Origin of the sequence: Kitasatospora sp. NPDC056731, assembly GCF_040687675.1 — a bacterium.
Taxonomy (GTDB): Bacteria; Actinomycetota; Actinomycetes; order Streptomycetales; family Streptomycetaceae; genus Kitasatospora.
Genome location: NZ_JBFBNR010000057.1, coordinates 19932 through 44686, shown reverse-complemented (window position 1 = coordinate 44686; position 24755 = coordinate 19932). Strand labels below are relative to the sequence as shown.

Genomic DNA, 24755 nt, shown 5'->3' with positions numbered 1-24755 from the left:
AGTACGGCCCAGTACGAGGACGCTTCGCCGGCACGCCCAGCCGGGCGCCCAACGCCGCGCGCTGATCCGCCGCGAATTGTCAGACACGCCCTAGGCGAAGACCCCCCCTTCGAGTCACGCGCCGGCGCCCCGCGCGCCGGCCTGCCACCCCGGGCCCCGCACGCGGGCCCGGGAGGAAGGCGGCACGTCCATGATCCGCTGGAACGCCGACCAGCACGCCCTGCGCGAGGGCCTGGCCCGCTTCGGCGACGACCTGAGCGCCGGCCACATCGAAGGCGACGAACAGGCCGCCTTCTCCCACGACAAGTGGCGCCTCGTCCAGAAGACCGGAATCCTGTCCCTGCCCTTCGAGGAACGCTACGGCGGGCTGGGCCAGTCCCTGCTCACCACCATGTACGTCCTGGAGGGCCTGGGGCAGACCTGCCGCGACGGCGGCCTCAACTTCTCCGTCACCACCTCCCTCGCCTCCACCGGCGTCCCCCTCCAGGCCTTCGGCTCACCCGCCCTCAAAGAGGCCTACCTGCCGCGCATCGCCTCCGGCGAGGCCATCGGCGCCCACGCCATCACCGAGTCCGAGGGCGGCTCGGACGCCATGCAGATGCGCACCCGCGCGATCCGCGACGGCGACCACTTCGTCCTCAACGGCGCCAAGACCTTCGTCAGCAACGGCCCCGTCGCCGACGTCATCGTCGTCTACGCCCGCACCCACCCCCAGGGCGGGGCGCTCGGCGTCACCGCGTTCCTCCTGGACCGCGACATGCCCGGCATCAGCACCGGAAACCCCATCAAGAAGATGGGCCTGCGCACCTCACCGCTGTCCGAGGTCTACCTCGACGACGTCAAGGTGCCCGCCTCCCGGGTCCTGGGCCGCGTCGGCGGCGGCTTCCTCGTCCTGGACCACGTCATGAAACGCGAGATCCTCTACTCCTTCATCGTCAACACCGGCGAGATGCAGCACCGCCTGGCCCGCTGCCTCGACTACGCCAAGACCCGCATGTCCTTCGGCAAGCCCATCGGCTCCTACCAGTCGGTCGCCAACAAGATCGTCGACACCAAGATCCGCCTGGAGACCGCCCGCAAGTGGCTCTACGACACGGCCCAGCGCCTGGAGGCCGGCGAGAACGTCACCGTCGACATGGCGATCGCCAAACTCCTCACCAGCGAATCCAACCTCGCCACCTCGCTGGCCGCCGTCCAGGTCTTCGGCGGCAACGGCTACATGTCGGAGTACGGGCTGGAGAAGGACGTGCGCAACGCCGTCGCCGGCACCATCTACTCCGGCAGCAACGAGATCCAGTACAACCGCATCGCCGCCATGCTCGGACTCGGCAAGTGAGCGCCCCCGCCCCGCCCCGCCCGCTGCCGCCCGCGCGGCCCCGCCACCTCAAGGTGTGCGGGGCCCGCACCCGCGCCGACCTCACCCTCCTCGCCGAATCCGGCCCCACCCTGGTGGGCCTGTGGCACGGCGTGCCCGGCGGCCCCGCCGAACTCTCCGAACAACACCTCGCCCACCTCGCCGCCACCGCCATCCGCCTGGGCCTGGAACCCGTCCTGGTCACCTTCCTCGACGACGCCGACCAACTCGCCCGCCTCGCCCGCGCCACCGGCATCCGCTGGATCCAGCTCCACGCCTACCAGAACCCCGCCCTCGTCACCGAACTGCGCCACCACCTGCCCTACGCCGTCCTCGTCAAAGTCCTCCACCTCTCCCGCGGCCGCTGCCTGGAACGCCCCTTCATCGGCGCCTTCGAACGCGCCGGCTGCGACCTGTTCCTCCTGGACACCGTCACCGACGACGGCCGCGTCGGCTCCACCGGCCACCCCCTGGCCCCCGCCGACGTCCACACCCTGCTGCCCCGCCTCACCATCCCCTTCCTCCTCGCCGGCGGCCTGAACGCCGCCAACCGCGACACCTACCGCACCGTCACCGACCACCCCCTGTACGCCGGCGCCGACATCGACACCGCCGCCCGCAACCGGGCCGGCGACTTCACCCACGAAGCCGTCACCGCCCTCGCCCACGCCTGGCACCCCCGCCCCAAGGAGGCTCACGTATGAGCGCCCCGCGGTTCCTCGACGCCCTGCTGGCCGCGAGACGCCCCCTGATCATGGAAGTCAAACTCCGCGACCCGCACGGCACCGACCTGCTGGGCCCGCGCACCGTCACCGACCTCGTCACCCGCTACGAACAGGCCGGCGCGCCCTGCCTGTCCGTGGTCACCGGCCGCTGGTTCGGCGGCACCCCCCGCCTGCTGCGCGAGGTCACCGACGCCACCGACCTGCCCGTCCTGCAGAAGGACTTCCTCACCCGCCCCGCCCAACTGGAGGCCGCCGCCGCCCTCGGCGCCTCCGCCGTCCTGCTCACCGCCGCCCTGCTGCCCGCCACCTCCCTGCACCGCCTGGTCACCACCGCCCTCGCCCTGGGCCTGACCCCGTTCGTCGAGATCACCGGCGAACACGAACTCGCCCACCTGCCCCAGCCCGAACACTGCGTCATCGCCGTCAACAACAAGGACATCCGCACCCGCGAACGCGACCGCGGCGACCTCGGACGCAGCCTGCGCCTGCTGCCCGCCCTGCACGCCACCGGCACCCGCGCCCCCGTCTCCGCCTCCGCCATCACCGAACCCGCCGACGCCGCCCGCCTCCTGGACGCCGGCTACGCGGGACTGCTCATCGGCACCACCCTGATGCGCCAGAGCGACCTCACCGGCTGGCTCACCGACCTCGACACCGCCCGCGCCGGGACCGCCACCCGCGCCGGGACCGCAGATCGCGCCGCCACCGCCCGCGCCGGGGCCGCCGTATGAACCCCCGCCCGAACCCGCGGCCCAACCCCCGGCTCGCCACCCGCTCCCTCGTCCTGGACGCCGGCGGCATCCCCGTCTCCGCCCTCGTCGCCGAACCCCAGGACCGCGCCCCCAAAGCCGTCCTCCTCGCCATCCACGGCCGCGGCATGCGCGCCGCCTACTTCGCCGGCCCCGCCCACCCCGACACCAGCCTGCTCACCCTGGCCGCCGACCTCGGCTACACCGTCCTGGCCCTGGACCGCCCCGGCCACGGCGCCTCCGCCCACCGCCTGCCCGACGGCCAGCTCATCGCCGACCAGGCCGCCACCCTGCACGCCGCCCTCACCGACTACGCCCGCGCCCACCCCGTCGGCGCCGGCGTCCAGCTCCTCGCCCACTCCTTCGGCGGCAAGATCGCCCTCCACCTCGCCGCCCACTGGCCCGCCGACCCCCACCTGCCCCTGCTCGGCGCCGACATCTCCGGCCTCGCCCAGCACTACGCCCCCGGCGCGTGGGAACGCCCCGACGACCTCGCCGGCGGCGGCCGCCTCAACTGGGGCCCCCTCGGCCTCTACCCGCCCGGCACCTTCCACGCCGCCCGCACCCTGCTCACCCCCGTCCCCGCCCTCGAATCCCGCGAACTGGCCACCTGGCCCGCCCGCTACAGCGCCCTGGCCGCCCGCGTACGCGTGCCCGTGCGCCTCACCCTCGCCGACCACGAGGCCTGGTGGCGCCTGGAACCCTCCCACCGCACCGCCCTCACCGCCGCCTTCCCCCCGGGCCTGGCCCACCTCGTCACCGCCCACCGCGCCGGCCACAACCTCTCCCTGGGCCACGCCGCCCGCCCCTACCACCTGCGCGCCCTCGCCTTCACCGACGAATGCCTCACCCGCCCCCGGCCCCAGCCCGCCACAGCCGCCCCCGAACCGGCCCTGGCCGCCGCCGGCTGACCGCAGGGTGGGCGATCACCCGCCCTGCGGGCGACATCCGAGCTACTGTGGATGTCATGACTGCGGCCTACGAGGACGTGCCCTTCAGTGAACTGCTGCACCACCCCGCCGCGACCGCGCGCCGGCTGGACGCCGTCCGCGCGCTACGACTGCGGCGGCGCGACGCGGGGGACCTGGCCCTGATGCGCGTCGAGCAGATGGAACGCGACGCCTCCGTCGTGGACTTCACCTCGCGCCTGCTGGCGGCGCTGGTACGGACCGGGAACACCGCCGCCCTGCGCCAGGCGCTGCCCGAGGCCCTGCCGTGGAGCACGTTCCTGCCCGCCGAGGACATCGACACCCTGCTCGGCGAGCTCGTGGACACCGCCCGCGGCGCGGTGGCCCTGGACAACCTCGCCCCCATCGCGCTGCTGCTCACCCAGTGGCGCCACAGCGCCGAGGTCCACGCCGACCCCGCCCTGCTCGCCCTGATCACCCGCGAGCCCGACGGCGACCTCGGGCCGGCCGCCATGCCCGAGGCCGCCGAGTGAGCCCCAAGCGCGGCGACCGCGCCGCGCCGCCCCCGAGCGGCGACGAGTACGACCTGCGCTGCGCCACCACCGAGGCCGCCGACGGCTGGGAACACCTGGCCCGTCAGGCAGCGGGAAACCTGCGCCGCGCCTTCGAGAGGATCCGCGCCACCCCTCGCGCCGCCGACCGCCCCGACCGCCAGCACCGTCTCAAGGGCAAGCTCGGCACCGGTGTCTTCAAGGGCCAGGAACTGGAACGCTGGCAGTACGAGGTCACCGGCGCCGGACGCATCTGGTACCTGCTGGACGACGCCGACCGAACCGCGTGGATCACCTACGCCGGCACCGGCCACCCCAAGGCCACGGACTGACCACCCGCCACACCCCGGCCGCGCGAGCCACTTCGCCATCGCCCGCGCCCATCGGTACGCCGCCAGGGCGCGTGAAGCGTATTGCCTTGGCGCCACGACGGCCTGACGTCTCGCCATGGAACAGTGGATCGTCATCGATCGTCTCCGTGGTGAACCTGACCGCCAACGGCACCTGCTGATCCGGCCGCCGTTGCGCAGCGGACGGCTGCATGAGAAGTCGGAGGGGCCGACTTCTCATGCAGGGTGGGACGACGCGACCGCGACCACCTGTGCAACAGCCGCCCCGGACATGGCCGGCCTGGAAGGGAGACGTACCCGCCGGCGGCTGGTCGTCCCTGAACAGCGGCAGCGTCTCCAAGATCAGCCGGGTCTGACAGCAGGCCCCGGCCCGTCCGGCCCTCCTGCCCGGCGCGCCGTCGCGGCGGGCAGGAGGGCCCCACGGGGGCTGAACCTGCAGACCCTGCCCTCGTCGGAGACGACTTGGCCATCTTCGTGATCAGGGCCTTCTTGCGAGAGATCGCGGCCTGGTTCGACAGCCCCCAGATCCAGCCGCCGGCCTGGTGCCGATCGACGGCTGGCGGACTGACTCAGACAGTCACCTCGGCCGACCGCGCCCGAACCTGCTGGAGGGTCTCGTCGGCGCTTCTCTGCCCGGCCCAGCCCTCGGTGAGGGCGGCGCCGGCGGTGCGGCATTCGCCGTGGAACGTGGCGTATCCGCCGCCGCCCGGCAGCATGAAGTGCGCCTTGAACGCGCTTCGCTCCAAGTTGGTGGTCCCGTGGAACTGAGTGCCCATGAAGTCCGCACGCGCGAACCGGCAGTCACTGAGGTCGAAGTCGATCAGAGTGGCGGCGGAAAGGCTGAGATCGACTCCGTCCCAGAACTGTTCGCGCGGCGGGGAATCCGGCGCCGCCCCGGGGTCGTGAGGGCGGAGGTGGTCGGTGAGGAGCTGCTGCGCGGTCCGCCGCAGCCTCAGTTCGGCCACCTGCTCCGCGGTGAGCGCGGCTTCATCGCCGGCCTCGAACGCCAGCGGCGCCCTCAGGAATCCGCAGACCGCGTCGACGATTCCGGCCCGCTGGTCGGCGCGGGCCTGGCCGAGCGCGTCGAGCACGTGCAGTCCGGACAGCCGCACCGCCGGGTCGGCGTCGGCGAGCTGGTGGGCGTAGGGCGCCACGGACTCGTCCGTCACCAGCCGGCCCGGCCCGTTGTCCTCGGGACGCAGCACCCAGCCGAAGGGCCATTGCTGAGGGCTGAACGACTCTTCCGCGTCGTCGGACTCCGAAGCGTCGTCTTCGTCGGCGACAGTGTCCGCGGTCGCGCCGGTGAGATCCACGTTCGGCTGGTCGAGATGGACCTGATCGCCGAACCAGGCGTCGCCGAACTCCGCATCCGCCCCGAACCGTGCCTTCCAGAACCAGGCCGGACCGTGGAATCGCGCGCCGCGAAAGGACACCCGATCCCGGAAGCAGGTGCCGTCGCTGCCCTCGTACCAGGTCTGGTAGTCCTCTTGAAGCACGGCGCTCGGCCAGTCGGGATCGGCCTCGTTCGGCTCGCGCCAGGGGATCTGCACGCCGAACGGATCCGGCTTGCCAGAGGACAGGTCGCAGTCCTCGTCGAACTCTTCGAATCGGGAGTCGTCCTCCTGGACGGACTCCTCACCACGGCCGAACCAGGCCAGATGGTCGAACCGGGCGCCGGCGAAGCCGGCGGGGGAGTGGAACCGCGCCAGCCCGAAGTGGGCGTCTGCGCCGAACCTGACGTCGGCGAACGACGCCTCGCCTTCGAACACGGCCCGCGCGAAGATCGCGTCGTCGCGGAAGTGGGCGCCGTCGAAGACGCAGCGACCGCGGAAGTGGGCGTCCGCGAAGACCGTCGGGCCGAAGGAGCAGCCGCTGAAGTCGACGTCCGGCAGTACGGCGCCTTCCAGGGCGAAGGCGAGGTGGTCTCCGCCCCGCGCCAGCGCGACAAGAAGCGCGACAGCACTGTCGGCAGCTTCCACAACGGTGCCGCGCAGGTAGCGGCACACGGCGTCGGCGGCAGGCTGGCGCAGCGCGGGATGTGCCTGGGCGAGTACCTCAAGCTCCTGCAAGCCGGCGTGGTGCGCGTCGGCGCCCGGTCCCGCCAAGCAGTCGGCTATCCGCTGGAACTCCCCGGAGGCGTCCGGTTCCGTCGGTGATCCCATGCCGTCAGACCCTAGCGCAGCACCGCGTTGATCCTTCGGGGGTTCATGTGGCTTCGAGCGGGGAGCCGTCGTAGGTCCAGCGGTAGGCCTAGTCGGTGCCGAATTCGCCTGCGCGGATGGCGGTGACGAAGGCCTGCCAGGCGGGGGTGGAGAAGAGGAGGGCCGGGCCGTCGGGGTCCTTGGAGTCGCGCACGGGCTGCACGTCGGTGAAGCCGTCGGCGACCTCGATGCACGCGCCGCCGCCTCCGCTGTACGTGCTCTTGCGCCAGGTGGTGTCCATCGCGGTTGTCTCCTGTGGGCGGAGTGGGAAGTCGATGGGAGCGACTTCCCACTCTGGCGCCAGGTAGGCCTAGTTGATGTCGAGTTCGCCGGTACGGATGGCGGTGACGAAGGACTGCCAGGCGGCGGAGGAGAAGAGGAGGGCCGGGCCGAAAGGGTCTTTGGAGTCACGGACCGGCATCACGCCGGTAAAACCGTCAGCGACCTCCACGCAGGTTCCTCCGTTGCCGCCGCTGTACGAACTCTTTCGCCAGCGAGCGTCAGTCAGATTGACGTCCATTCCAGATCCCTCCGTACCGCGCGGATCATGGCCACTGAGTCGGCCTGGTTCATGGCCTCGACCACGAGGCGATCGTAGCTCCTGGTCAGCGCCAAAACTGACTGGATGTCCCGGTCGATGTAACCGCGCTGCTCGATCTCGCCGTAGCTGAGAACTTTGCGGTTCGGCATGGTAAGGAGTTGCACCACGCGCGTGAACGGCCGGTTCTCGCCCAGAGAGTACGGCGCCACCTGGATGACCACGTTGGGCCGATCGGCCAACTGTTCAAGGTGGAGCAGCTGCTCGATCATGACGTCCCGGCCGCCGACGAGTCGCCTCAGGCAGCTTTCGTCCAGCACCGCGTGCAGGACCGGAGGTGGAGTCCGCTCCAGGATGTGCTGTCGGGCAAGCCGGAAGTTGATACGTTCATCGGCCTGTTCCGGGAGTGCGGCGCCCTGCCTCGCGTATCCCGTCTCAATCGCGGTTGCGTACGCGCGAGTCTGCAGGAGCCCTGGGATGACGTTGATCTCGAAGATTCTGATCTGCTCCGCTCGGGCCTCGTAGTTGGTGTACTCCGGGAAGCCCTCCAACAACGCGGTGTGCTTGAGCTGCCAGTACATCAGGACCAGCGTGCCGCCGGTCCTGAGCTCCTGGTCGGCGAGCTCCGCCAGCTGCAGGCTCGGGGGCCGGTGTGCAAGTTCGACGTAGGACAGGTGCGATGCGGTGCACCCGACCTTCTTCGCCAGTTGGACCTGGGTGAGCCCAACTGCTTCGCGTGACCTGCGGAGTTGAACTCCGAAGGCGGCCCACGGGGACGAGGTCGGGTCGATGGTCTTCTTGTTCATGGAGCTTCCCCAACTCACGGCTGGCCTGACTGCAAGTCGCATATCACTTCCGATGCTAGGTGACTCCGGGCCATCATGTGCACAGAACGTGAAACGCTGATTGCGGAAGGTTATTTCCATGGCCGATGCCCAAGTTCCCCGCCTCCACGGCTACGGCGTGCGCTGGGACGCCGGGGCCCGCCTCTACCGGGTCCGCAACGAGGTCACCCGGGAGTGGTTGCGCCAACCGGACGGTGAGCTCAGCGGGTTCAGGTCCTTCTCCGACGCCTGGGGCACGTGGCGCGTCTTCGAGGTCCACAAGCGGCCGGGGGAGTGAGCGCCGGACGCATGACGGCTGAACTACTCGCCCGCCTCCTGTGGTTGGCGGGCTTCTCCCTCGTACTCCTCGCCGCCCTCAGAAGGTGAACCGCCCGATGCGCGACCCCCGCCTGCTCGCCAAGCCGCCGGTGTGCCGGCTCGGCTGCCTCGTCCTCGTGCGCAACCCGCGCGGTGACGTCCTGCTCGTGGACCCGGATTACATGGACGGGCTGATCCTGCCCGGCGGCGCAGCGCAGCCGAACGAGCCCCCGCACCTCGCCGCCGCCCGCAACCTGCACGCCGAGACCGGGCTCGACCTGCGCCTCGCCGACGTCCTCGCGGTCGACTTCACCCCCGCCGACCGGTACCTGGAACGCCTCAACCTGGTCTTCGACGGCGGCACCGTGCATGACGACACCCGCCTCGCCGTCCCGCCCCGGCACCGCAGCGGCCTGTTCGGCGCCCGCTTCGTCCCCGCCCACGAACTCCCGGACGTCATGGCGCCCTCCCAACTCGCCCGCGTCAGCGAGGCGTTGGCGGGCCGCGCGCTGCCCGTCCTCCTCCACGGCCAGCGCGCGACCTGAGGACCGCGCCGCCCTGGTTCACCGCGCGCCGGCGGACTCCAGGATCGCGGACAGCCGCGCCAGGCATTCGTCGACGAAGCCGGGATAGGTGCCCCAGTAGTACGACAGCCCGCCGATCCCGACGCCGGCCGCCCACGCCCGGGCCCGCAGCCACGTCACGTCGTCGAGGCCGAGGGCGTCCCAGTACGCCTGGCGGGCCGGGGAGGGAAGGTCCCACACCGTGGCGTGCTCGGCGTCGGGAAAGCCGACCGACAGGCATCCGAAGTCGATGACCGCGTGCAGCCTGCCCTGCCGGACCAGCAGGTTGGAGGGTTTCAGGTCGCCGTGCAGCCACACCTGGCGCCCGGACGGCCCGGGCAGGTCGAGCGCGCTCTTCCACAGGTGCAGCAGGTGCTCGATGTCGAGGTCCAGGCCCGGGATCGTCCGGCACTTCTCGAAGCATGCGCTGATCGACTCGTTGCTGTCCCGCAGGTCGCCCCCGCGGTACCAGTCGAGCGCGCCGTGGCGGGCGGCCCCCATGAGCGGGACGCGGTGCAGGCCCTGGACGACCGCCGCCAGGTCGGCCCCGAAGGCGGGCCAGTCGGTGACCGACCCCGGGCCGGGCTCCTCGCCGTCGATCCAGCGGTACACCGACCAGGGGAGCGGGAACACGGCACTCGCTGTCCCGGCGTGCACCGGCTCCGGGACGCGGCACGGCAGGTGCGGTGCCAGCCGCGGCAGCCACGTCTGCTCCTTCCGCACGGACTCCGCGCTCTGCGCGGTGCGCGGCAGCCGCACGAGCAGGTCGTCGCCGAGCCGGTACATCGTGTTGTCCGTGCCCGCGCCGGCCGGCGAGACGGACAGGCCGGCCCAGTGCGGCCGCTGCTCCCGGAGCAGGGAGCGGACGACCGCCTGGTCCGCGAAGATCTCGTTCTCGTGAAGGGCCACGGTGCGAGCCTTCCGGCCGGGCGCCACCGCCGCCAGCGATTTTCCCGAGACCGCTGCTGTCCGGGTCCCGTCGAAGAGCAGGACGCCGCCGGCCGGGACCGGCACCGGGACGGCCTGGCCGGAGAGGCCGGAGAGGCCGGAGAGTTCGGGGTGCTCGTCCATCCAGGTGCCGCCGCCGTCGGGCTGTGGGACGCCTGCGTAGGGGGCGCGGTGGGAGCCGGGGGCGATCCAGGTGCAGCCGGTCTCCACGGTGGCGTCCTCGAAGTACCCGACGGCGGTGAGCAGACCGCGGGTGGGCTGGGATGCCGGCCCGCCCGTACGCCCCGGGTCAGAGGAGCCCGAGGCGGTCCAGGGCGAGGTAGGCGGCGGCGGTGTCGGTCATCTGGCCCCTGCGCAACACGGTGGAGCGGAACTCGGGCAGGGGCAGGGTGACCACGTCGATGAACTCGGTGCGCTCCGGGGTCGGCTCGGTGACCTTGGCGCAGCCGGTGGCGTAGAAGGCGAAGCGCAGGGCGGTGGAGTAGGCGTCGTGCCAGTACGGTCCGGCCGCGTGGACCTCGCCCTGGTAGCCGGTCTCCTCCAGCAGTTCGCGGGCGACGGCCTCGGCTGCCTCTTCTCCGGGTTCGATGAAGCCACCGGGTAGTTCGTACAGCACGCGGTCGGGGCCGGGCCGGTACTGGCGGGCGAGGACGACGTGCTGGTCGGGAGTGAGGGCGAGCACGGCGCCGGTTGGGCGCTCGCGTTTGAGGTAGAACTCCTCCGTCCGTCCGTCGGGCAGCTCGAAGTCGACGCGTTCCACGGACCGGCCGAACTTGCTGAACATGGTGGTGCGTTCGATCTCGCGCCATGACGCGGCGGGGTGGGTCATGGCTGGACTGTACGGCTCCGGCCTGACTCCGGGCGCTCGTTGGAGCCGCCCAGGCCTCCGCGCTCGCTGCCGCCGTCGGCTCCGCCCGCCTGGCCTCCGCCCTCACCGACATGCGCAACAGCGAAAAAGGGGGCGCGCGCGGAGCCGGGCGCCGACCCGGCTCCGCGCGCAGGGGGGCCGCGGCTCAGGCGGCGGTCAGGCGGGCGGTCCTGCGGTGTTCCGTCATGCCGGAGACCAGCTGGTCGCGGATGCGGGCGGGGACCTGGGGGGCGAAGCGGGCCAGGTAGTGGGCCAGGTGGGCCTCGTCGTCGACGAGGAAGGGCAGGTCGAAGACGAGGAGCTTGCGCACCGCCAGCAGCGGCACGGGCGCGCGCAGCGGCCTGAAGGAGCGGTTCCACAGGCCGCCCTCCTCGCAGACGGGGTGGAACTGGCCGATCATCAGGCCCTGTTCGACGAACTCGTCCTTGGCCTTGCGCTGCGCCTCGTCCAGCGCGGTGGAGTCGGCGCGGTCCAGGCCCGGCAGCACCAGCAGGACGGTCAGCAGCTCCCGGTCCGACTCCTCCGTCAGGTCGGCCAGCAGCCGCTCGTACCAGGCGCGCAGCTCGCCGACGAGTGCGGGCAGGTCGCCGCCCGCGCGGGTGTCGGCGACGGCGATGTGGAACAGGCCGCGGCGCAGCGAGGGCTGGGTGTAGGGGCAGACGGGGCCGCTGCGCCCGAGGTCGGGGTGGGCGGTGGTGAGGAAGCGCCGGCTCCAGGCGAGGATCTCGGCGGCCTCGGGGTGGTGGTCGGCGGCGCCGGCGTCGATCTGCTCGGCGGAGTAGACGCGCAGCGCGGTGTCGAGGGTGTGGGTGGTCATCGGGGGCCCCGCCACACGGGGGTCAGGCGGGGGCCGCCGGCGGGCAGGGCGATGGCCTCGCCGAAGCGGGTGAAGCCGCCGGCGCCGCAGACCCGGGCGCCGCCGGGGGAGCTGGTCTCGGCGTAGGCGGCCTGGCCGTCGTGGTCGACGCGGGCCAGGAAGGCGCGCAGGAGGGCGGTGCCGGTGCCGGTGTGGCGGGCGTCGGGGTGGGCGCCGACGAACGCCAGGTAGTGGTGGGGGCGGTGGCGCGGGTGGCGGCGGGCCTGGAGGCGGGTGATGGCGGCCAGGCGGCGGGCGGATTCGGGGTGGGCGTCGGCGTCGACGGCCGCGTCCAGGGCGCGGGCGGCCGCCTGGTCCTGCTCCCCGGGGTGTTCCCACACGCCGGGGGGCAGGAAGAGCAGCGCGCCGACGGGGGCGTGGTCGTCGGGGTGCTGGGCGGTCAGGGCGCCCTGGTGGGCCAGGCACTGGTCGACGTGGACGCGGAAGAAGGCGGGCAGGATGCGGGCGCGGTGGGCGTCGTCGGGGAAGGCCCAGCGGGTGAGCGGGTCGTCGTGGAAGGCGGCGGCGAGCACCCGGGCGAGGGCGGGGGCCTCCTCGGGTCGGGCGGGGCGGACCGCGGGGGCCGCGAGGGCGGCGCCCGGCGGGACGGTGGCGGTGGTCAACGGACACTCCTCGGCAGACAGGGGGCGGGCGGCGGGGCGGTCGTACGGGGGGTGCACTCGTACAGCGGGGCGACGGGCGGGTCAGGGCCGGGCGGTGGCGAGCGAGGTCAGTCGCGCGTGCAGGGCGGGCAGGTGGTCCTCCGCCTCGGGCTTGATCAGGACGCTGCGCAGCACCGAGGCCCCGTCGGCGTCCGCCGCCGCTGCCGGGTGGCGGCGGGTGAAGTCGGCGGCGTCCACCCGCAGCAGGCTCAGGTAGAGCGGGTCCTGCTCGTCGGCCATGCCCTGGCGCAGCACGTGCCGGCTGGCGGCGTCGACGGCGGACATCGGCGTCCCGCCGGGGGTGGGGTGGTAGGTGACGATGTCCAGTTGCGGGCGCTGGTGGAGGGTCAGGTGCGGGCTGTCCTCGATCAGGTCCGCCCAGGCCAGGGCCGCGCGCCGCCCGCCGGCCAGGACGGCGCCCAGGCCCTGGGGGGTGAGCGGCAGCAGTTGCAGGGTCAGCCACAGGGCGGCGGCCGCGGCGCCGGCGCGCGAGCATTCCAGGCTGATCTCGCCCAGGTGCAGTTCGGCGTCGGTGAAGTAGGTGTAGGGGGAGTCGTGGGCGAAGTGGCGGCCGATGTCGGGGTCGGCGAACAGCACCGCGCCGCAGCCGTAGGGCTGCAGGCCGTGCTTGTGCGGGTCGACGGTGACGGAGTCGCAGCCGGCGATGGCCCGCCACGGCGCCGGGTCCAGGCGCAGGGCGGCGGCCTGGGCGTCGTCGGTGGCCAGCAGGGCGAAGAACCCGCCGTAGGCGGCGTCCACGTGCACCCGCACCCCGTGGCGGCGGGCCAGTGCCAGCACCTCGTGCACCGGGTCGACGGCGCCGAGCCCGGTGGTGCCGGCGGTGACGACCACCGTGCCGACGCGGCCGGTGGCGAGCAGGTCGGCCAGCGCGTCGACGTCCATGCGCCCGTCCGCGTCGGCGGCCACCGCGTGACCCTCGACGCCCAGGACGTGGCACATGCGGCTGTGCGTGTAGTGGGACTGCGCGCTGTAGGCGACGCCGCGCCCGGGGTGGCTCTGGCGGGCCACGTACAGGGCTTCCAGGTTGGCGATGGTGCCGCTGCTGGTGAGGTGGCCGACGTGGCGGGGCAGGCCGAACATGGCGGCGAGCTGGGCGACGCACTCGCGTTCCATGTCGTTGGTGGCGGGCCCGCCCTCGTAGGCGTGGTTGTTGGGGTTGAAGCGCATCGCCGTCAGGTAGCCGACGACGGCGGCCGGGTGCGGCGGCTTGACCATCTGCCCGGCGTAACGGGGGTGGAAGAACGGATAGTTGTGCTCCAGGCGCTTGGCGAAGCGCTCGAACGCGGCGGCGAAGTCCGCGTCGTCCACCTGGTGCGAGGGGTGCGGGCTGTACGGCCCGAACCGCTCTCCCCACTGCTCGGCGACCTCGGCCGCCCTCGGCAGCCAGTACCGCAGGTCCACGCTCCGGCCCTTCCCTTCGAGGGATCCTCCAGTGTTCTGCGAGCCACGGTGGCCGCCCGCCGCAAGCGGCCCGCAACACCCGCAGCTCACCGCGCGCCCCGCCCGCAACCCGCCTCGCGCGCTCCACCGGGCCTCAGCCGGACCCCAACCGGGCGCAAGGATCCGCTGCTGCAATCACCCCCGGAACCCGCCCCCGCCCCACCCGCCGGGGCCGCACGGGCACACCGCCACACCGGGCCGGCAGCAGGAGGACGCGCGATGGTGACCAGACGCAGGATGATCGGCGCCGCCCTGGCGACCGGGGGAGGGGTCCTGCTCATGCGCACCACCCTGCGCCCGGCCGCCTCCGTGGAGACCGCCGCCGCCGCGGCCGCCCACACCCACCCGGGCGCCACCGCCCCCGCCGCCGAGGCCGACCCGGGCCCCGACGCCGGCCCCGCCCTGGCACCGAAGTTCACCGCCGCGATGCCCCTGCCCCCGGTGCTCGCCCCCGTCTCGACCGACGGCGCCGCCGACACCTACGCCGTCACCATGCTCAAGTCCTACGCCCGCATCCTGCCCGGGCACCGCACCGACGTCCTCACCTACAACGGCGCCTTCCCCGGCCCCGTCATCCGCGCCCGCTCCGGACGCCCGGTCGTGGTGCGCCAGACCAACCTGCTGGACGACCCCGTCTCCGTCCACCTGCACGGCGCCCGCGTCCCCGTCGCCTCCGACGGCGGCCCCATGAACCTCCTGGACACCGGCGCCACCCGCACCTACACCTACCCCAACGACCAGCCCCACGCGAGCCTGTGGTTCCACGACCACGCCCACCACCTGGAGTCCGAGCACGTCTACCGGGGCCTGGCCGGCACCTACCTGATCACCGACGCCACCGAAGCCGCCCTGCCGCTGCCCGCCGGCCGCTACGACCTGCCCATCGCCCTGCGCGACGCCCGCTTCGACCCCCAGGGCCGCCTCGTCTACCGCATGGACGACCCCCTCAACCGCACCACCATCCTCGCCAACGGCCGCCCCTGGCCCAAGGTCGAGGTCGCCGCCCGCAAGTACCGGCTGCGCCTGCTCAACTCCTCCAACCTGCGCTTCTTCTCCCTGCGCCTGGCCGACGGCGGCCCCCTCACCCAGATCGGCTCCGACGGCGGCCTGCTGGAACGCCCCCACGTCACCGACACCGTCGACCTCTCCCCCGGGGAGCGCGCCGACGTCGTCGTCGACTTCTCCCGCTACCCGGTCGGCTCCAGCATCGTCCTCACCAACTCCATGCCCCCCGGCCCCGCCGAACACGTCGGCCAGGTCCTGCGCTTCGACATCACCCGCGCCGCCGACGACCCCAGCCGCGTCCCCGCCCAGCTGCGCACCCTGCCCGCCCTGGGCGCGGCGGCCCGCGAGCGCACCGTCGTCCTGGAGTACCAGGAGAAGCCCGGCGCCGCCCCGCTGGGACTGATCGACGGCAAGGTGTACGACCCGGCGCGGGTGGACGCCTCGGTGGCGTTCGGCACCTCGGAGATCTGGACGGTCGTCAACGCCAACAAGGACGTCCCGCACAACTTCCACCTGCACCTGGTGCAGTTCCGGGTGCTGGCGCGCAACGGCGCCGCGCCCGGCCCGGCGGAGTCCGGCCTGAAGGACACCGTGCGCCTGCTGCCGGGGGAGAGCGTGCGACTGCAGGCCCTCTTCGACTCCTACCGCGGCCGCTACCCCTACCACTGCCACCTGCTGGACCACTCCGCGATGGGCATGATGGCGCAGCTGGAGATCACCTGACCACCTTCTATCTGCCCCCCCGCCGGGCCGCCCGCCCCCCGCAGGCGGCCCGGGGGCCCGGCCGTCAGCCGGCGTGGATGCCCTGGCCCGGCGCCAGGATCCCCGCCGGATCCCACCGCCGCTTGGCCCGCTCCACCCGCTCCCACAGACCGCCGTAGTGGCGCCGCCAGTCCGCCCCCGTCATCCCCGGCACCGCCCCGATCAGGTAGCGCTTGCCGCCCAGCTCCACCGCCCGGTCGTACAGCCGCCGGTTGCGCTCCAGCATCGCCGCCGTGTCCGCCCCCGGCGCCGGGAACGCCAGCAGGTCGAAGTGCCAGCCCACCGGCTCCTGCGGCAGCACCGCCAGCGGCGCCCCCACCCGCGCCCGCGCGTACGGGTAGAACAGCAGCAGCCCCGCCCCCAGGTCCTCCGCCGTCAGCAGCGCGGTCGCCTCCCGCATGAACACCCCCACCGTCGAGGCCGGCAGGAACAGGCTCAGCCACGGCTTCGGCAGCCCCCAGAACCCGGCCGCCCGCAGGTACCCCGCGAACGCGTCCACCCGGAACGCGTACTCGCGCCAGCTCTGCTCCACCACCGTCGTCTCGCCCGCCACCCCGTGCAGCCCCGCCAGCAGCGCCTCCCGGTCCACCGCCCGCCCGGCGTCCCCGTAGGCCACCAGCTCCGCCGTGTAGCGCCACCGCTGCCCGTCCGCGCTGCGCACCACGTTGCCGACCTGGAGGTCGAAGCGGCCCTGGGCCAGCACCTTCTCCTGGTCCGCGCGGTAGAGGTCCGCGTCGTCGTAGGCCAGGGTGAATACGGTGGCGCGCTCGCGCGCCGGCACCAGGGCGAGCGTGGCCCGCACGATGATCCCCACCTGCCCGCCGCCGGCCAGCACCGCCTCGAACAGCTCCCGGTTGTGCTCGCGCGAGGCCGTCACCAGCTCGCCGGTGCCGGTCACCACGTCCAGCGACCGCACGGTGTCCGCCTGCAGCCCGTGGCGCTGCACCGCCCCGCCGATGCCGCCCACGCTCAGCGTCCCGCCCACCGACAGGTGCAGGTAGTCCGTCAGGCACGGCGGCATCCAGCCCGCCGCCAGCGCCGCGTCCGTCAGCTGCGCCCAGGTGGCGCCCGCCTCCACCACGGCCCGCCCGGGTTCGACGGAGAGGATCCGCGACAGCCCGCGCGCGTCGATCGCGATGCCGCCGCGGGGGTTGGCCTGGCCGTAGCTGGAGTGCGACTCCAGCCCGCTGTCGCCGCCGACCGCCTGGTCGCCGCTCTGCCCGTTGACCGCCACCGGGATGCGGTGGCGGCGGGCGAAGGCCACCACCTTCTGGACGTCGCGCACCGAGGCCGGGCGCAGCACCGCGCGGGGCGAGGCGGTGACCAGGTGCCCGAAGTCGGAGGAGAACCGTTCCACGTCGGCGCCCCGCAGGGCCACCGTGCCGTCCAGGGCGGGCAGTTGATCCACGTTCTCGCCCGGCTCGGCGGCCCAGGCGCGGGCGGCGGTGTTCCAGCCGACGACGGCGGCGCCGGCGCCGGCGATCAGTGCGCGGCGGGACAGACCTGAACTGCTCATATCAGCGTTTCTCCGATCAGTCGTCAAATAGGGATTGTTGTACCGCAACCACCCCGCGACCACCTACCTCCCCGCACGCCCCTCCTGCTCCAGCCCCGCCAGCGCGGCCGCGATGTACTCCGGCATCCGCATCTGGTAGGCCGGGGCGCCGGCGGGGATGTGCGCGCAGGCGGCCCGCGCCTCCTCCAGCAACGCCCGCCGCGCCTCGGGCAGATGGGCCACCCGCGGCGAGTCGGCCGCCGTCCACAGCACGTAGGCGAGCTTGTAGGCGTACACGGGCGGGCTGACCGGGAACAGCGCCCGGTACACCCACAGCCCCTCCGGGGCGTCCAGGATCCACTCGTTGTGGCTCAGCAGCCGCACCCGCGCCTTGAGCACCAGGTCCCTGTGCGCCGTGTCCCTGTGCACCGTCATCCTCGCGTCCCCCTTCGTCCGTTCACTGTTCACCGCCCACCGCCTCCGGCGCCGTACGGCCCGTGCGCAGCACGGCGCGCGCCCCGGCCGCCCTGGGCAGGGGGCCGGCGCGTGGCCGAAGGAGTGGATGCGGACGAGTCTGCGGGCTGCGCCCGCCGCCCGGCAAGGTGTGATCCGGGTGCTCTGCGTCCTACCGAAACCCCCCGCTGAACTGGCACAATGGGGCTCGGTACACGCCGGGATCCCCGGCCGCGAGGCCCCTGCCGTGCGGGGCTAGCCTGGTCGCATGTTCGTACTTGAGCTGACGTACACCGCCCCGCTGGAGCGCATCGACGCCGCCCTGCCGCAGCACGTCGAGTGGCTGCGCGGGCACTACGAGGCCGGCACCTTCCTCGCCTCGGGCCGCAAGGTGCCGCGCGAGGGCGGGGTGATCATCGCGCTGGGCGAGGACCGCGCCGCGGTCGAGGAGCTGACCCGCACCGACCCCTTCGCCCGCGAGGGCCTGGTCGCCTACACGGTGACCGAGTTCCTCGCCACCACCACCGCCCCCGCCCTGGACGCCTACCGCCAGCAGCTGCCCGCCTGAACCCCGGCCCCTGAACCCCGGCCCCGCCGTGCCCCGCCCCGCCTCGCGGTTCGGGGCACGGTCGCGTTCTGGCTACGATCGGTGGCACGGGGCAAGGACGCGTACGGGAAGTTGGCGGGAGAAGACGGATGGCACACGCACGGGCCGGGCAGTTGGCACAGCCGGATGACCTGGTGGATGTGGCGCGGCTGGTGACGGCGTACTACGCGCTGAACCCGGACCCTCAGGAGGTCGGCCAGCGGGTGGCGTTCGGCACCTCGGGCCACCGCGGGTCCTCGCTGGACGCCGCGTTCAACGAGGACCACATCGCCGCGACCACGCAGGCGATCTGCGAGTACCGGGCCCAACAGGGCATCGCAGGACCGCTGTTCCTGGGCGCCGACACGCACGCGCTCTCGGAGCCGGCGAAGGTGACGGCGGTGGAGGTGCTGGCCGCCAACGGCGTGCAGGTGCTGCTGGACGCGGCCGACGGCTACACCCCCACGCCCGCGGTCTCGCACGCGATCCTGGCCCACAACCGGCGCAGCCCCCGGGCGCTGGCGGACGGCATCGTGGTCACCCCCTCGCACAACCCGCCGCGCGACGGCGGCTTCAAGTACAACCCGCCCAGCGGCGGCCCGGCCGGCTCGCAGGCCACCGGTTGGATCCAGGACCGCGCCAACGAGCTGATCCGCGAGGGCCTGCGCGGCGTCAAGCGCGTCCCGTACGCGCGGGCGCTGGCGGCGGCGACCACCGGGCGCCACGACTACCTGGGCACCTACGTCGATGACCTGCCTGCCGTCCTCGACCTGGACGCGGTGCGCGCGGCCGGGCTGCGCATCGGCGCGGACCCGCTGGGCGGGGCGTCGGTGGCGTACTGGGCGCGCATCGCCGAGACGCACCGCCTGGACCTGACGGTGGTCAACCCGGTCACCGACCCGACCTGGCGGTTCATGACGCTGGACTGGGACGGCAAGATTCGCATGGACTGCTCCTCGCCGTCCGCGATGGCCTCCCTGATCGGGCGCCGCGACGAGTACGCCATCGCCACCGGCAACGACGCGGACGCCGACCGGCACGGCATCGTCACCCCCGACGGCGGCCTGATGAACCCCAACCACTACCTGGCGGTGGCCGTCGACTACCTGTACCGCCACCGCGCGGACTGGCCCGCCGACGCCGCGGTCGGCAAGACGCTGGTGTCCTCCTCGATGCTGGACCGGGTCGCCGCCGACCTCAAGCGCGAACTGGTCGAGGTGCCGGTGGGCTTCAAGTGGTTCGTCGACGGGCTCGCGGAGGGCTCGATCGCCTTCGGCGGCGAGGAGTCGGCCGGCGCCTCGTTCCTGCGCCGCGACGGCGGGGTGTGGACCACCGACAAGGACGGCATCCTGCTGGCCCTGCTGGCCTCCGAGATCACCGCCGTCACCGGCGCCACCCCCAGCGCCTACTACCGGGAGCTGACCGAGCGCCACGGCGCCCCCGCCTACGCCCGCGTGGACGCCCCGGCCGACCGCGAGCAGAAGGCCCGCCTGGCCCGGCTCTCCCCGCAGCAGGTCACCGCGGGCGAACTGGCCGGCGAGGCGGTGACCGCGGTGCTGGCCGAGGCGCCCGGCAACGGCGCGCCGATCGGCGGCATCAAGGTGTGCACCGACAACGCCTGGTTCGCGGCCCGCCCCTCGGGCACCGAGGACGTCTACAAGATCTACGCCGAGTCCTTCCTCGGCACCGGCCACCTGGCCCGGGTGCAGGAGGAGGCCCGCGCCCTGGTCGGCGAGGTCCTCGGCGCCTGATCCCCGCGCCCGCGGGTGCCCCGGACCGGTTCCCCGGCCCGGGGCACCCGCGTTTTCCGGGCCCTCGCCCTCACGGCGCTGTCCCGCGCGCCGCTTAGCTCCGCCGCCCCTTAGCCCTTTCGCCGCGTGCTCAGCCGAACGGGCCCTGCTCGGTGAAGCGCCGCAGCGACCGGGCGAACGCCTCGGCCTCCCCGGGCGGCCAGGAGGCGAGCGCCTCCTCGATGCCGCCGGCCAGGCGCCCGCGCATCACCGCCACGGTGCGCTCGCCCGCGCCGGTCAGGGTCAGCAGGGTGGCGCGCTGATCGTGCGGGTCGGCCTCGCGGCGCAGCAGCCCGGCCTCCTCCAGGCGGGTGGCACGGCGGCTGACCCCGGAGCGGTCCAGGCCGATCTCGGCGGCCAGGTCGGCGGCGCTGCGCGCCCCGGTGCGGGCCAGGCCGGAGAGCACGGGGTAGGTGACCTCGTCCACCGCCTCGCCCAGGCCCTCGGTCAGGCGCCGGTAGAGCGCGGCGCGGGCGGGGCGGCGCAGCAGGACGGCCAGGGCCTGGGCGACGGCGTCCCCGAGGCCGGGGGCGGCCTCCGGGTCGGTCTTGGTCTCGGGGTCGGGGATTTCGGGGGAGTGGTCCACCCCCCGATCATAGCGTGCGCGGCGCACGCGTTCCTGGGGTACGCTCATCCCATGAAGCGTGCGCCACGCACGCATTGCCGGATTCCGAGAAGGGAACCCCCATGCCCGCCACCGCCCCCCGCACCACCATCGCCGCCGCCCTCGACGACCTGCTCTTCACCCCCGGCCTCGACCTGGAGACCGCCGTCGAGCGCCACTTCACCCCCGACTACCGCCAGCGCACCGACGGCCGCTGGGACGACCGCGCCGCCTTCACCGACCACATCCGCCACCTGCGCGCCGTGGTCGCCTCCGGCCGCGTCCAGGTCCACGAGGAACTCCACGACGGCGACCGCACCGCCACCCGGCACACCGTCGACGTCCTCAAGACCGACGGCACCCGGGTCTCCATGGAGGTCTACCTCTTCGGCCGGTACGCCCCCTGCGGACGCCTGCGTCGCATCGAGGAGACCACCCTGCTGCTCGCCGGAGCCGAGGCCGACCGCAACCTCGGCTCCGCCCGCTGAGACCCCCGCCCGCTGAGAGCCCCGCCTGTTCGAGGATCAGGGCCGCGACGGTGCCGGCGCCGGCACCGTCGCCACCTCCTCCTCCGCCGCCCCCGCCGCCCCCGGCGCACCCGCCCGCGCGTCCCGCGTGGTCGCCGCCGCCGTCACCGCCGCCACCAGCGCCAGCCCCGCCGCCGCGAACGGGAACCACCGCCCGCCCAGCGCCGCGATCGCCGCACTGCCCGCCACGCCTCCGGCCGCCGTCCCCAGGTACAGCGCACTGCTGTTCAGCGAGATCAGCAGTGGCGCGTTCCCCGGATCGATCGACGCCAGCCGGTGCGGCAGCGCCACCGACACCGCCCACCCCGCCAGCGGCACCACCGCCGCGTACACCAGCGCCCCCGGCATGCTGCGCCCCAGCCAGGGCAGCGCGGCGAACGCGCCCGCCGCCACCGTCGAGCCGGTCAGCAGCACCCGCCGCACCCCGACCCGGTCCACCAGGCGCCCGCCCAGCCAGCTGCCCGCCACCGACATCACGCCCGCCGTCAGCAGTACCAGGCTCAGCCGGTCCGCGTCGCCTCCGGTCGCCCCCGAGACGGCGGTGGCCAGGTAGATGTAGACGCACTGGAAGGCCAGGAAGAACGCCAGCGTGGTGGCCGCCGCCCCCAGCACCCGCCGCTGCCCCAGCGGGGCCAGGCGCGCCCGCAGCCCCGGCGCCGCCACCGGCGCCGGCAGGTCGCGCAGCAGCAGCGCCAGCCCCGCCAGCGCCGCCACGCCCAGCGCGGTGACCAGCCACATCGTCATCCGCCAGTCGCCGCGCCCCACCCAGGTGCCCAGCGGCACGCCCAGTGCGGTGGCCACCGTCATCCCGCCCAGTACGGTGGCCAGCGCCCGTCCGCGCCGCTCGGGGGCGACCAGGGTGGTGGCCACCGCGTTGGCGGTCGGCGTGTACAGCGCGGCCCCGGCGGCCGCCAGGACCCGGGTGGCCAGCAGCAGCCCGTAGCTGGGGGCGAGCGCGCTGAGCGCGTTGGCCGCGCTGAACACCGCGAGCGCGGTCAGCAGCAGCCGCCGGCGCGGCCAGCGGGCGGTGAGCGCGGCCAGCGCCGGGGCCAGCAGCGCGTAGCCGAGCGCGAAGACGGTGACCAGCTGGCCCGCGGCCGGCACGGACACCCCCAGGTCGGCGGCGATCGGGCCGAGGATGCCGGCGACGACCATCGAGTCGGTGCCCATGGCGAAGGTGCCGAGGGCGAGCAGGAGCAGGCGTACGGGCATGGCAAAGCCCCCCGATTGTTTGACGATAGGGCAACAGTTTGACGCTCGTCAAACACTAGGGATGGGTGGATGATTGTCAAACCAATGTCCACCCGACGAGGATCACGTGCCATGACCGAAGACGAGCGGCTGCCCCAGCCCACCACCGCCGACATCGACCTCGTCACGGTCCTGCACGCCCTCGGCGACCCCGTCCGGATGACCCTGCTGCTCAGCTACGCCGACGGCGCCGAACACTCCTGCGCCCCCCGCGACCTGGGCCTGGAGCACCTCCACAAGTCGACCGTCTCCCACCACATGCGCGTCCTGCGCGAGGCCGGCGTCACCACCACCCGCGTCGCCGGGCGCAACCGCTTCGTCAGCCTGCGCCGCACCGACCTCGACACCCGCTTCCCCGGCCTGCTCGACGCCCTCCTCACCGCCGCGCCTGCCGCCCCTGCCGCGCCTGCCTCGCCCGCTGGGCCCGCCGTCTCCGGCTGAGGCCTGCGCCCCGGGGCCTATGCCCACGGTCGTACCCGCCGCCCGGCGCTCCTGCGCCGGCCCGACGCGCCCGCAGGGCCCGACCCGCCACCGTGGGCCCATGACCACCCCGCACACCGCTGCCACTCCGCACCCCGTGACCACCCCGTACGCCGCGACCGCCCCGCGCATCGGCCGCCGCAGCGCCCTGGCCGCCCTGGCCGCCACCGCCCTGCTCACCGCCGCGGGCACCGCCCCCGCCCGCGCCGCCACCCGCGCCGCCGCCCCGCCCTCACCCCTGGGCCGGCCCCCGCGCCTGGTGCTGCCCGCCCCCACCGGGCCCCACCCCGTCGGCACCACCACCCTGCACCTGGTCGACCCCGCCCGCCCCGACCGCTGGGCCCCCACCCCGCGCCCGCGCGAGCTGCGCACCCGCCTCTGGTACCCCGCCGCCTGCGTCGCCGGCCACCCCCGCGCCCCCTGGATGAGCCCCGCCGAGACCGCCCACCTGGAGACCGCCTACTTCCAGGTCCCCGCCGCCGGCCTGGACTGGCCAACCACCCACGCCCACACCGACGCCCCCGCCGAGACCGGGTGCCGCCACCCCGTCGTCCTCAACTCCCACGGCTCCGGCGGCGACTCCGCCTTCAACACCGCCCTCGCCGAGGAACTCGCCTCCCACGGCCACGTCGTCGCCGCCGTCGACCACACCTTCGACGCCGGCGAGATCGAATTCCCCGGCCACCGCCTGGAAGTACGCGACAAGGCCGCCGTCCAGGCCATGACCGACGCCGACATCGTCGCCTACCGCGCCGCCGACGTCCGCCTCGTCCTCGACCGCCTCACCGACCTCGCCGCCGGCGCCGACCCCGACGCCGACCACCGCCCCCTGCCCGCCGGCCTCGCCCAGGCCCTCGACCCGGACGCCGTCGCCATGTTCGGCCACTCCATGGGCGGCGCCACCACCGCCCAGGCCCTCCACGACGACCCCCGCATCCGCGCCGGAGCCGTCCTCGACGGCCCCCTCTTCGGCACCTGCGCCACCGCCGACCAGCCGCGCCCCCTGCTGCTCATGGCCTCCACCTGGGCCAGCCCCGCCCGCGACGCCATGTGGGACACCCTGTGGCCCCACCTGACGGGCTGGCGCCGCCGGCTCACCCTCACCCGCTCCGGCCACCTGTCCTACACCGACCTCCAACTCCTCGTCCCCCAGGGGCAGGACGTGATCGCCTGGCCCGCCGACCAGCTGGAGCACTTCCTCGGCACCGGCGACCCGCTGCGCGCCGTCACCGCCCAACGCGCCTACCTCACCGCCTACTTCCAGCTCCACCTGCGCCGCCGCCCCACCACCCTCTTCGACGCCCCCTCCCCGCGCTACCCCGAGATCACCCTCGACGCCTGAAACCCGCCTGAACCCGCCAGGACCCACCGCCCGCGGGGTGCCGGGTCGGTGGGTCCTGGAGTGGGAAGTCGGCCTGTCCGACTTCTCGCGGCGGCGCCGTGCCGGGGCGTCCGTCGACAGGAGATCGGCAGGAGGTCAGTAGAAGGCCGGCAGGGGATCAGTAGGGGATTGGGCGGTTCTCGCGGGCCCACAGCTGTTCGGCCTCGCTCTGGGGCGGGGGCGGGGAGATTCCGTCCATCATCCACAGGTCCCGGGGCGTCTCGTCGATGTGGAACTCGCAGTACAGGCCGCGCCCGGTGGTGTGGGGCGCGAGGAGGGCGGCGAGGGCCTCCCGGGTGCGCTTGCGCAGGTCGGGGTCCTCGGTGTGCCGGGCGATGTGCTCGACCACGATCCGCACCGCGTCGTGCGCGGGCTGGTCGCCCACGTGGAAGGAGTCGGCGCCGATCTCGTGGAAGAGCGTCATCACGTAGAACTTCGGCAGTCCGAAGCGGGTGTAGAACCCGGTGATGTCGGCGGCGAGCTGCTGCTTCTGCCCGGGGGTGTAGGTGCCGGGAGGGTGGTAGACGTGCCACAGCGGCATGGGT

General features: G+C 73.8%; 28 protein-coding genes. 14 read left to right on the top strand and 14 right to left on the bottom strand.

What is annotated here, in order from left to right:
- Positions 1-190: 190 nt before the first annotated feature.
- Genes AB0R04_RS34790 through AB0R04_RS34765 form a run of 6 tightly spaced genes read left to right on the top strand, consistent with a single transcriptional unit; the run spans position 191 to position 4619 of the window.
- Entirely contained in the window at positions 191-1336 is a 1146-nt protein-coding gene (locus AB0R04_RS34790; RefSeq protein ID WP_063352981.1) for an acyl-CoA dehydrogenase family protein, read from the top strand.
- Positions 1333-2058 carry a hypothetical protein gene (locus AB0R04_RS34785; RefSeq protein ID WP_079136661.1) on the top strand — a complete coding sequence of 242 codons (726 nt, stop codon included), beginning with the start codon at positions 1333-1335 and terminating at the stop codon, positions 2056-2058. Before AB0R04_RS34790 ends, AB0R04_RS34785 begins: the two co-directional genes overlap by 4 nt.
- Positions 2055-2810: an indole-3-glycerol-phosphate synthase gene (locus AB0R04_RS34780; protein WP_363377622.1), complete on the top strand. Its 756-nt coding sequence runs from the start codon at positions 2055-2057 to the stop codon at positions 2808-2810. The genes AB0R04_RS34785 and AB0R04_RS34780 overlap by 4 nt, the downstream gene beginning before the upstream one ends.
- Positions 2807-3739, top strand: coding sequence for an alpha/beta fold hydrolase (locus AB0R04_RS34775; RefSeq protein WP_363377621.1), 933 nt, complete (start codon positions 2807-2809; stop codon positions 3737-3739). Before AB0R04_RS34780 ends, AB0R04_RS34775 begins: the two co-directional genes overlap by 4 nt.
- Positions 3740-3795: 56 nt before the next feature.
- Entirely contained in the window at positions 3796-4269 is a 474-nt protein-coding gene (locus AB0R04_RS34770) for a hypothetical protein (RefSeq protein ID WP_363377619.1), read from the top strand.
- Positions 4266-4619, top strand: a complete 354-nt coding sequence (locus AB0R04_RS34765; protein WP_363377616.1) for a hypothetical protein — start codon at positions 4266-4268, stop codon at positions 4617-4619. Before AB0R04_RS34770 ends, AB0R04_RS34765 begins: the two co-directional genes overlap by 4 nt.
- 587 nt (positions 4620-5206) lie before the next feature.
- On the opposite strand, the gene AB0R04_RS34760 is transcribed toward AB0R04_RS34765, so the two are convergent.
- The 4 genes from AB0R04_RS34760 to AB0R04_RS34745 form a co-directional block, all read right to left on the bottom strand.
- On the bottom strand, positions 5207-6742 hold the full coding sequence (locus AB0R04_RS34760; RefSeq protein WP_363377614.1) for a pentapeptide repeat-containing protein: 1536 nt from the start codon (positions 6740-6742) through the stop codon (positions 5207-5209).
- Positions 6743-6887: 145 nt separating this feature from the next.
- Positions 6888-7079 (bottom strand): DUF397 domain-containing protein, encoded by a 192-nt coding sequence (locus tag AB0R04_RS34755; RefSeq protein WP_363377612.1) that lies wholly within the window; start codon positions 7077-7079, stop codon positions 6888-6890.
- A 69-nt stretch (positions 7080-7148) separates the two neighbouring features.
- Entirely contained in the window at positions 7149-7358 is a 210-nt protein-coding gene (locus tag AB0R04_RS34750; RefSeq protein WP_363377610.1) for a DUF397 domain-containing protein, read from the bottom strand.
- A complete protein-coding gene (locus tag AB0R04_RS34745) occupies positions 7343-8182 on the bottom strand; it encodes a helix-turn-helix transcriptional regulator (protein WP_363377608.1) in 840 nt (279 codons plus the stop codon). The genes AB0R04_RS34750 and AB0R04_RS34745 overlap by 16 nt, the downstream gene beginning before the upstream one ends.
- A gap of 118 nt (positions 8183-8300) precedes the next feature.
- Here AB0R04_RS34745 and AB0R04_RS34740 point away from each other — a divergent pair, with 118 nt between their 5' ends.
- Together AB0R04_RS34740 and AB0R04_RS34735 are read left to right on the top strand one after the other, a co-directional pair.
- Complete coding sequence (locus AB0R04_RS34740; protein ID WP_363377606.1) at positions 8301-8498, top strand: hypothetical protein; 198 nt, start codon at positions 8301-8303, stop codon at positions 8496-8498.
- Positions 8499-8595: 97 nt separating this feature from the next.
- Entirely contained in the window at positions 8596-9063 is a 468-nt protein-coding gene (locus AB0R04_RS34735; protein WP_363377604.1) for an NUDIX domain-containing protein, read from the top strand.
- Between the two features lie 18 nt (positions 9064-9081).
- Here the strand turns inward: AB0R04_RS34735 and AB0R04_RS34730 are convergent, their stop codons facing one another.
- The 5 genes from AB0R04_RS34730 to AB0R04_RS34710 all read right to left on the bottom strand — a co-directional run bounded on the left by AB0R04_RS34730 (position 9082) and on the right by AB0R04_RS34710 (position 13837).
- Positions 9082-10275, bottom strand: a complete 1194-nt coding sequence (locus tag AB0R04_RS34730; protein ID WP_363377625.1) for a phosphotransferase — start codon at positions 10273-10275, stop codon at positions 9082-9084.
- 43 nt (positions 10276-10318) lie between these two features.
- The gene (locus AB0R04_RS34725) at positions 10319-10858 is read right to left on the bottom strand and encodes an NUDIX hydrolase (protein ID WP_363377602.1); all 540 of its coding nucleotides are present in this window, start codon (positions 10856-10858) and stop codon (positions 10319-10321) included.
- Between the two features lie 184 nt (positions 10859-11042).
- Positions 11043-11714: a DUF6875 domain-containing protein gene (locus AB0R04_RS34720; protein ID WP_363377600.1), complete on the bottom strand. Its 672-nt coding sequence runs from the start codon at positions 11712-11714 to the stop codon at positions 11043-11045.
- Positions 11711-12376, bottom strand: a complete 666-nt coding sequence (locus AB0R04_RS34715; protein WP_063352971.1) for a GNAT family N-acetyltransferase — start codon at positions 12374-12376, stop codon at positions 11711-11713. Before AB0R04_RS34715 ends, AB0R04_RS34720 begins: the two co-directional genes overlap by 4 nt.
- Positions 12377-12457: 81 nt before the next feature.
- Complete coding sequence (locus AB0R04_RS34710; RefSeq protein ID WP_363377598.1) at positions 12458-13837, bottom strand: aminotransferase class I/II-fold pyridoxal phosphate-dependent enzyme; 1380 nt, start codon at positions 13835-13837, stop codon at positions 12458-12460.
- A 258-nt stretch (positions 13838-14095) separates the two neighbouring features.
- Here AB0R04_RS34710 and AB0R04_RS34705 point away from each other — a divergent pair, with 258 nt between their 5' ends.
- Positions 14096-15604, top strand: coding sequence for a multicopper oxidase domain-containing protein (locus AB0R04_RS34705; protein ID WP_363377596.1), 1509 nt, complete (start codon positions 14096-14098; stop codon positions 15602-15604).
- 64 nt (positions 15605-15668) lie between these two features.
- Here AB0R04_RS34705 and AB0R04_RS34700 read toward each other — a convergent pair whose 3' ends face one another.
- Positions 15669-17159 carry an FAD-binding protein gene (locus AB0R04_RS34700; protein WP_363377594.1) on the bottom strand — a complete coding sequence of 497 codons (1491 nt, stop codon included), beginning with the start codon at positions 17157-17159 and terminating at the stop codon, positions 15669-15671.
- 63 nt (positions 17160-17222) lie between these two features.
- Complete coding sequence (locus AB0R04_RS34695; RefSeq protein WP_363377593.1) at positions 17223-17573, bottom strand: hypothetical protein; 351 nt, start codon at positions 17571-17573, stop codon at positions 17223-17225.
- Between the two features lie 286 nt (positions 17574-17859).
- Here AB0R04_RS34695 and AB0R04_RS34690 point away from each other — a divergent pair, with 286 nt between their 5' ends.
- Positions 17860-18159, top strand: coding sequence for a YciI family protein (locus tag AB0R04_RS34690; protein WP_063352966.1), 300 nt, complete (start codon positions 17860-17862; stop codon positions 18157-18159).
- 128 nt (positions 18160-18287) lie between these two features.
- Positions 18288-19928 (top strand): phosphoglucomutase (alpha-D-glucose-1,6-bisphosphate-dependent), encoded by a 1641-nt coding sequence (gene pgm / locus AB0R04_RS34685; protein WP_363377591.1) that lies wholly within the window; start codon positions 18288-18290, stop codon positions 19926-19928.
- Between the two features lie 130 nt (positions 19929-20058).
- On the opposite strand, the gene AB0R04_RS34680 is transcribed toward pgm, so the two are convergent.
- Positions 20059-20535 (bottom strand): MarR family winged helix-turn-helix transcriptional regulator, encoded by a 477-nt coding sequence (locus AB0R04_RS34680; RefSeq protein ID WP_363377624.1) that lies wholly within the window; start codon positions 20533-20535, stop codon positions 20059-20061.
- A gap of 119 nt (positions 20536-20654) precedes the next feature.
- Between AB0R04_RS34680 and AB0R04_RS34675 the strand changes: the two genes are divergently transcribed.
- Positions 20655-21059: a nuclear transport factor 2 family protein gene (locus AB0R04_RS34675; protein ID WP_363377590.1), complete on the top strand. Its 405-nt coding sequence runs from the start codon at positions 20655-20657 to the stop codon at positions 21057-21059.
- Positions 21060-21095: 36 nt separating this feature from the next.
- Here the strand turns inward: AB0R04_RS34675 and AB0R04_RS34670 are convergent, their stop codons facing one another.
- Positions 21096-22310, bottom strand: a complete 1215-nt coding sequence (locus AB0R04_RS34670; RefSeq protein ID WP_363377589.1) for an MFS transporter — start codon at positions 22308-22310, stop codon at positions 21096-21098.
- A gap of 111 nt (positions 22311-22421) precedes the next feature.
- Here AB0R04_RS34670 and AB0R04_RS34665 point away from each other — a divergent pair, with 111 nt between their 5' ends.
- Together AB0R04_RS34665 and AB0R04_RS34660 are read left to right on the top strand one after the other, a co-directional pair.
- Positions 22422-22790, top strand: coding sequence for a transcriptional regulator (locus AB0R04_RS34665; RefSeq protein ID WP_363377587.1), 369 nt, complete (start codon positions 22422-22424; stop codon positions 22788-22790).
- 100 nt (positions 22791-22890) lie between these two features.
- Positions 22891-24171, top strand: a complete 1281-nt coding sequence (locus AB0R04_RS34660; protein ID WP_363377585.1) for an alpha/beta hydrolase — start codon at positions 22891-22893, stop codon at positions 24169-24171.
- Between the two features lie 157 nt (positions 24172-24328).
- Here the strand turns inward: AB0R04_RS34660 and AB0R04_RS34655 are convergent, their stop codons facing one another.
- On the bottom strand, positions 24329-24751 hold the full coding sequence (locus AB0R04_RS34655; protein ID WP_063352960.1) for a tautomerase family protein: 423 nt from the start codon (positions 24749-24751) through the stop codon (positions 24329-24331).
- Between the last annotated feature and the right edge of the window lie 4 nt (positions 24752-24755).

What these genes read in the sequence shown, in the direction of transcription:
- AB0R04_RS34755 (WP_363377612.1), bottom strand. Translation starts at nt 7,079, where the DNA reads ATGGACACCACCTGGCGCAAGAGCACGTACAGCGGAGGCGGCGGCGCG.
- AB0R04_RS34770 (WP_363377619.1), top strand. Translation starts at nt 3,796, where the DNA reads ATGACTGCGGCCTACGAGGACGTGCCCTTCAGTGAACTGCTGCACCAC.
- AB0R04_RS34665 (WP_363377587.1), top strand. Translation starts at nt 22,422, where the DNA reads ATGACCGAAGACGAGCGGCTGCCCCAGCCCACCACCGCCGACATCGAC.
- AB0R04_RS34675 (WP_363377590.1), top strand. Translation starts at nt 20,655, where the DNA reads ATGCCCGCCACCGCCCCCCGCACCACCATCGCCGCCGCCCTCGACGAC.
- AB0R04_RS34720 (WP_363377600.1), bottom strand. Translation starts at nt 11,714, where the DNA reads ATGACCACCCACACCCTCGACACCGCGCTGCGCGTCTACTCCGCCGAG.
- AB0R04_RS34750 (WP_363377610.1), bottom strand. Translation starts at nt 7,358, where the DNA reads ATGGACGTCAATCTGACTGACGCTCGCTGGCGAAAGAGTTCGTACAGC.
- AB0R04_RS34790 (WP_063352981.1), top strand. Translation starts at nt 191, where the DNA reads ATGATCCGCTGGAACGCCGACCAGCACGCCCTGCGCGAGGGCCTGGCC.
- AB0R04_RS34655 (WP_063352960.1), bottom strand. Translation starts at nt 24,751, where the DNA reads ATGCCGCTGTGGCACGTCTACCACCCTCCCGGCACCTACACCCCCGGG.
- AB0R04_RS34660 (WP_363377585.1), top strand. Translation starts at nt 22,891, where the DNA reads ATGACCACCCCGCACACCGCTGCCACTCCGCACCCCGTGACCACCCCG.
- AB0R04_RS34780 (WP_363377622.1), top strand. Translation starts at nt 2,055, where the DNA reads ATGAGCGCCCCGCGGTTCCTCGACGCCCTGCTGGCCGCGAGACGCCCC.
- AB0R04_RS34775 (WP_363377621.1), top strand. Translation starts at nt 2,807, where the DNA reads ATGAACCCCCGCCCGAACCCGCGGCCCAACCCCCGGCTCGCCACCCGC.
- AB0R04_RS34700 (WP_363377594.1), bottom strand. Translation starts at nt 17,159, where the DNA reads ATGAGCAGTTCAGGTCTGTCCCGCCGCGCACTGATCGCCGGCGCCGGC.
- AB0R04_RS34705 (WP_363377596.1), top strand. Translation starts at nt 14,096, where the DNA reads ATGGTGACCAGACGCAGGATGATCGGCGCCGCCCTGGCGACCGGGGGA.
- pgm (WP_363377591.1), top strand. Translation starts at nt 18,288, where the DNA reads ATGGCACACGCACGGGCCGGGCAGTTGGCACAGCCGGATGACCTGGTG.
- AB0R04_RS34695 (WP_363377593.1), bottom strand. Translation starts at nt 17,573, where the DNA reads ATGACGGTGCACAGGGACACGGCGCACAGGGACCTGGTGCTCAAGGCG.
- AB0R04_RS34690 (WP_063352966.1), top strand. Translation starts at nt 17,860, where the DNA reads ATGTTCGTACTTGAGCTGACGTACACCGCCCCGCTGGAGCGCATCGAC.
- AB0R04_RS34740 (WP_363377606.1), top strand. Translation starts at nt 8,301, where the DNA reads ATGGCCGATGCCCAAGTTCCCCGCCTCCACGGCTACGGCGTGCGCTGG.
- AB0R04_RS34735 (WP_363377604.1), top strand. Translation starts at nt 8,596, where the DNA reads ATGCGCGACCCCCGCCTGCTCGCCAAGCCGCCGGTGTGCCGGCTCGGC.
- AB0R04_RS34745 (WP_363377608.1), bottom strand. Translation starts at nt 8,182, where the DNA reads ATGAACAAGAAGACCATCGACCCGACCTCGTCCCCGTGGGCCGCCTTC.
- AB0R04_RS34670 (WP_363377589.1), bottom strand. Translation starts at nt 22,310, where the DNA reads ATGCCCGTACGCCTGCTCCTGCTCGCCCTCGGCACCTTCGCCATGGGC.
- AB0R04_RS34725 (WP_363377602.1), bottom strand. Translation starts at nt 10,858, where the DNA reads ATGACCCACCCCGCCGCGTCATGGCGCGAGATCGAACGCACCACCATG.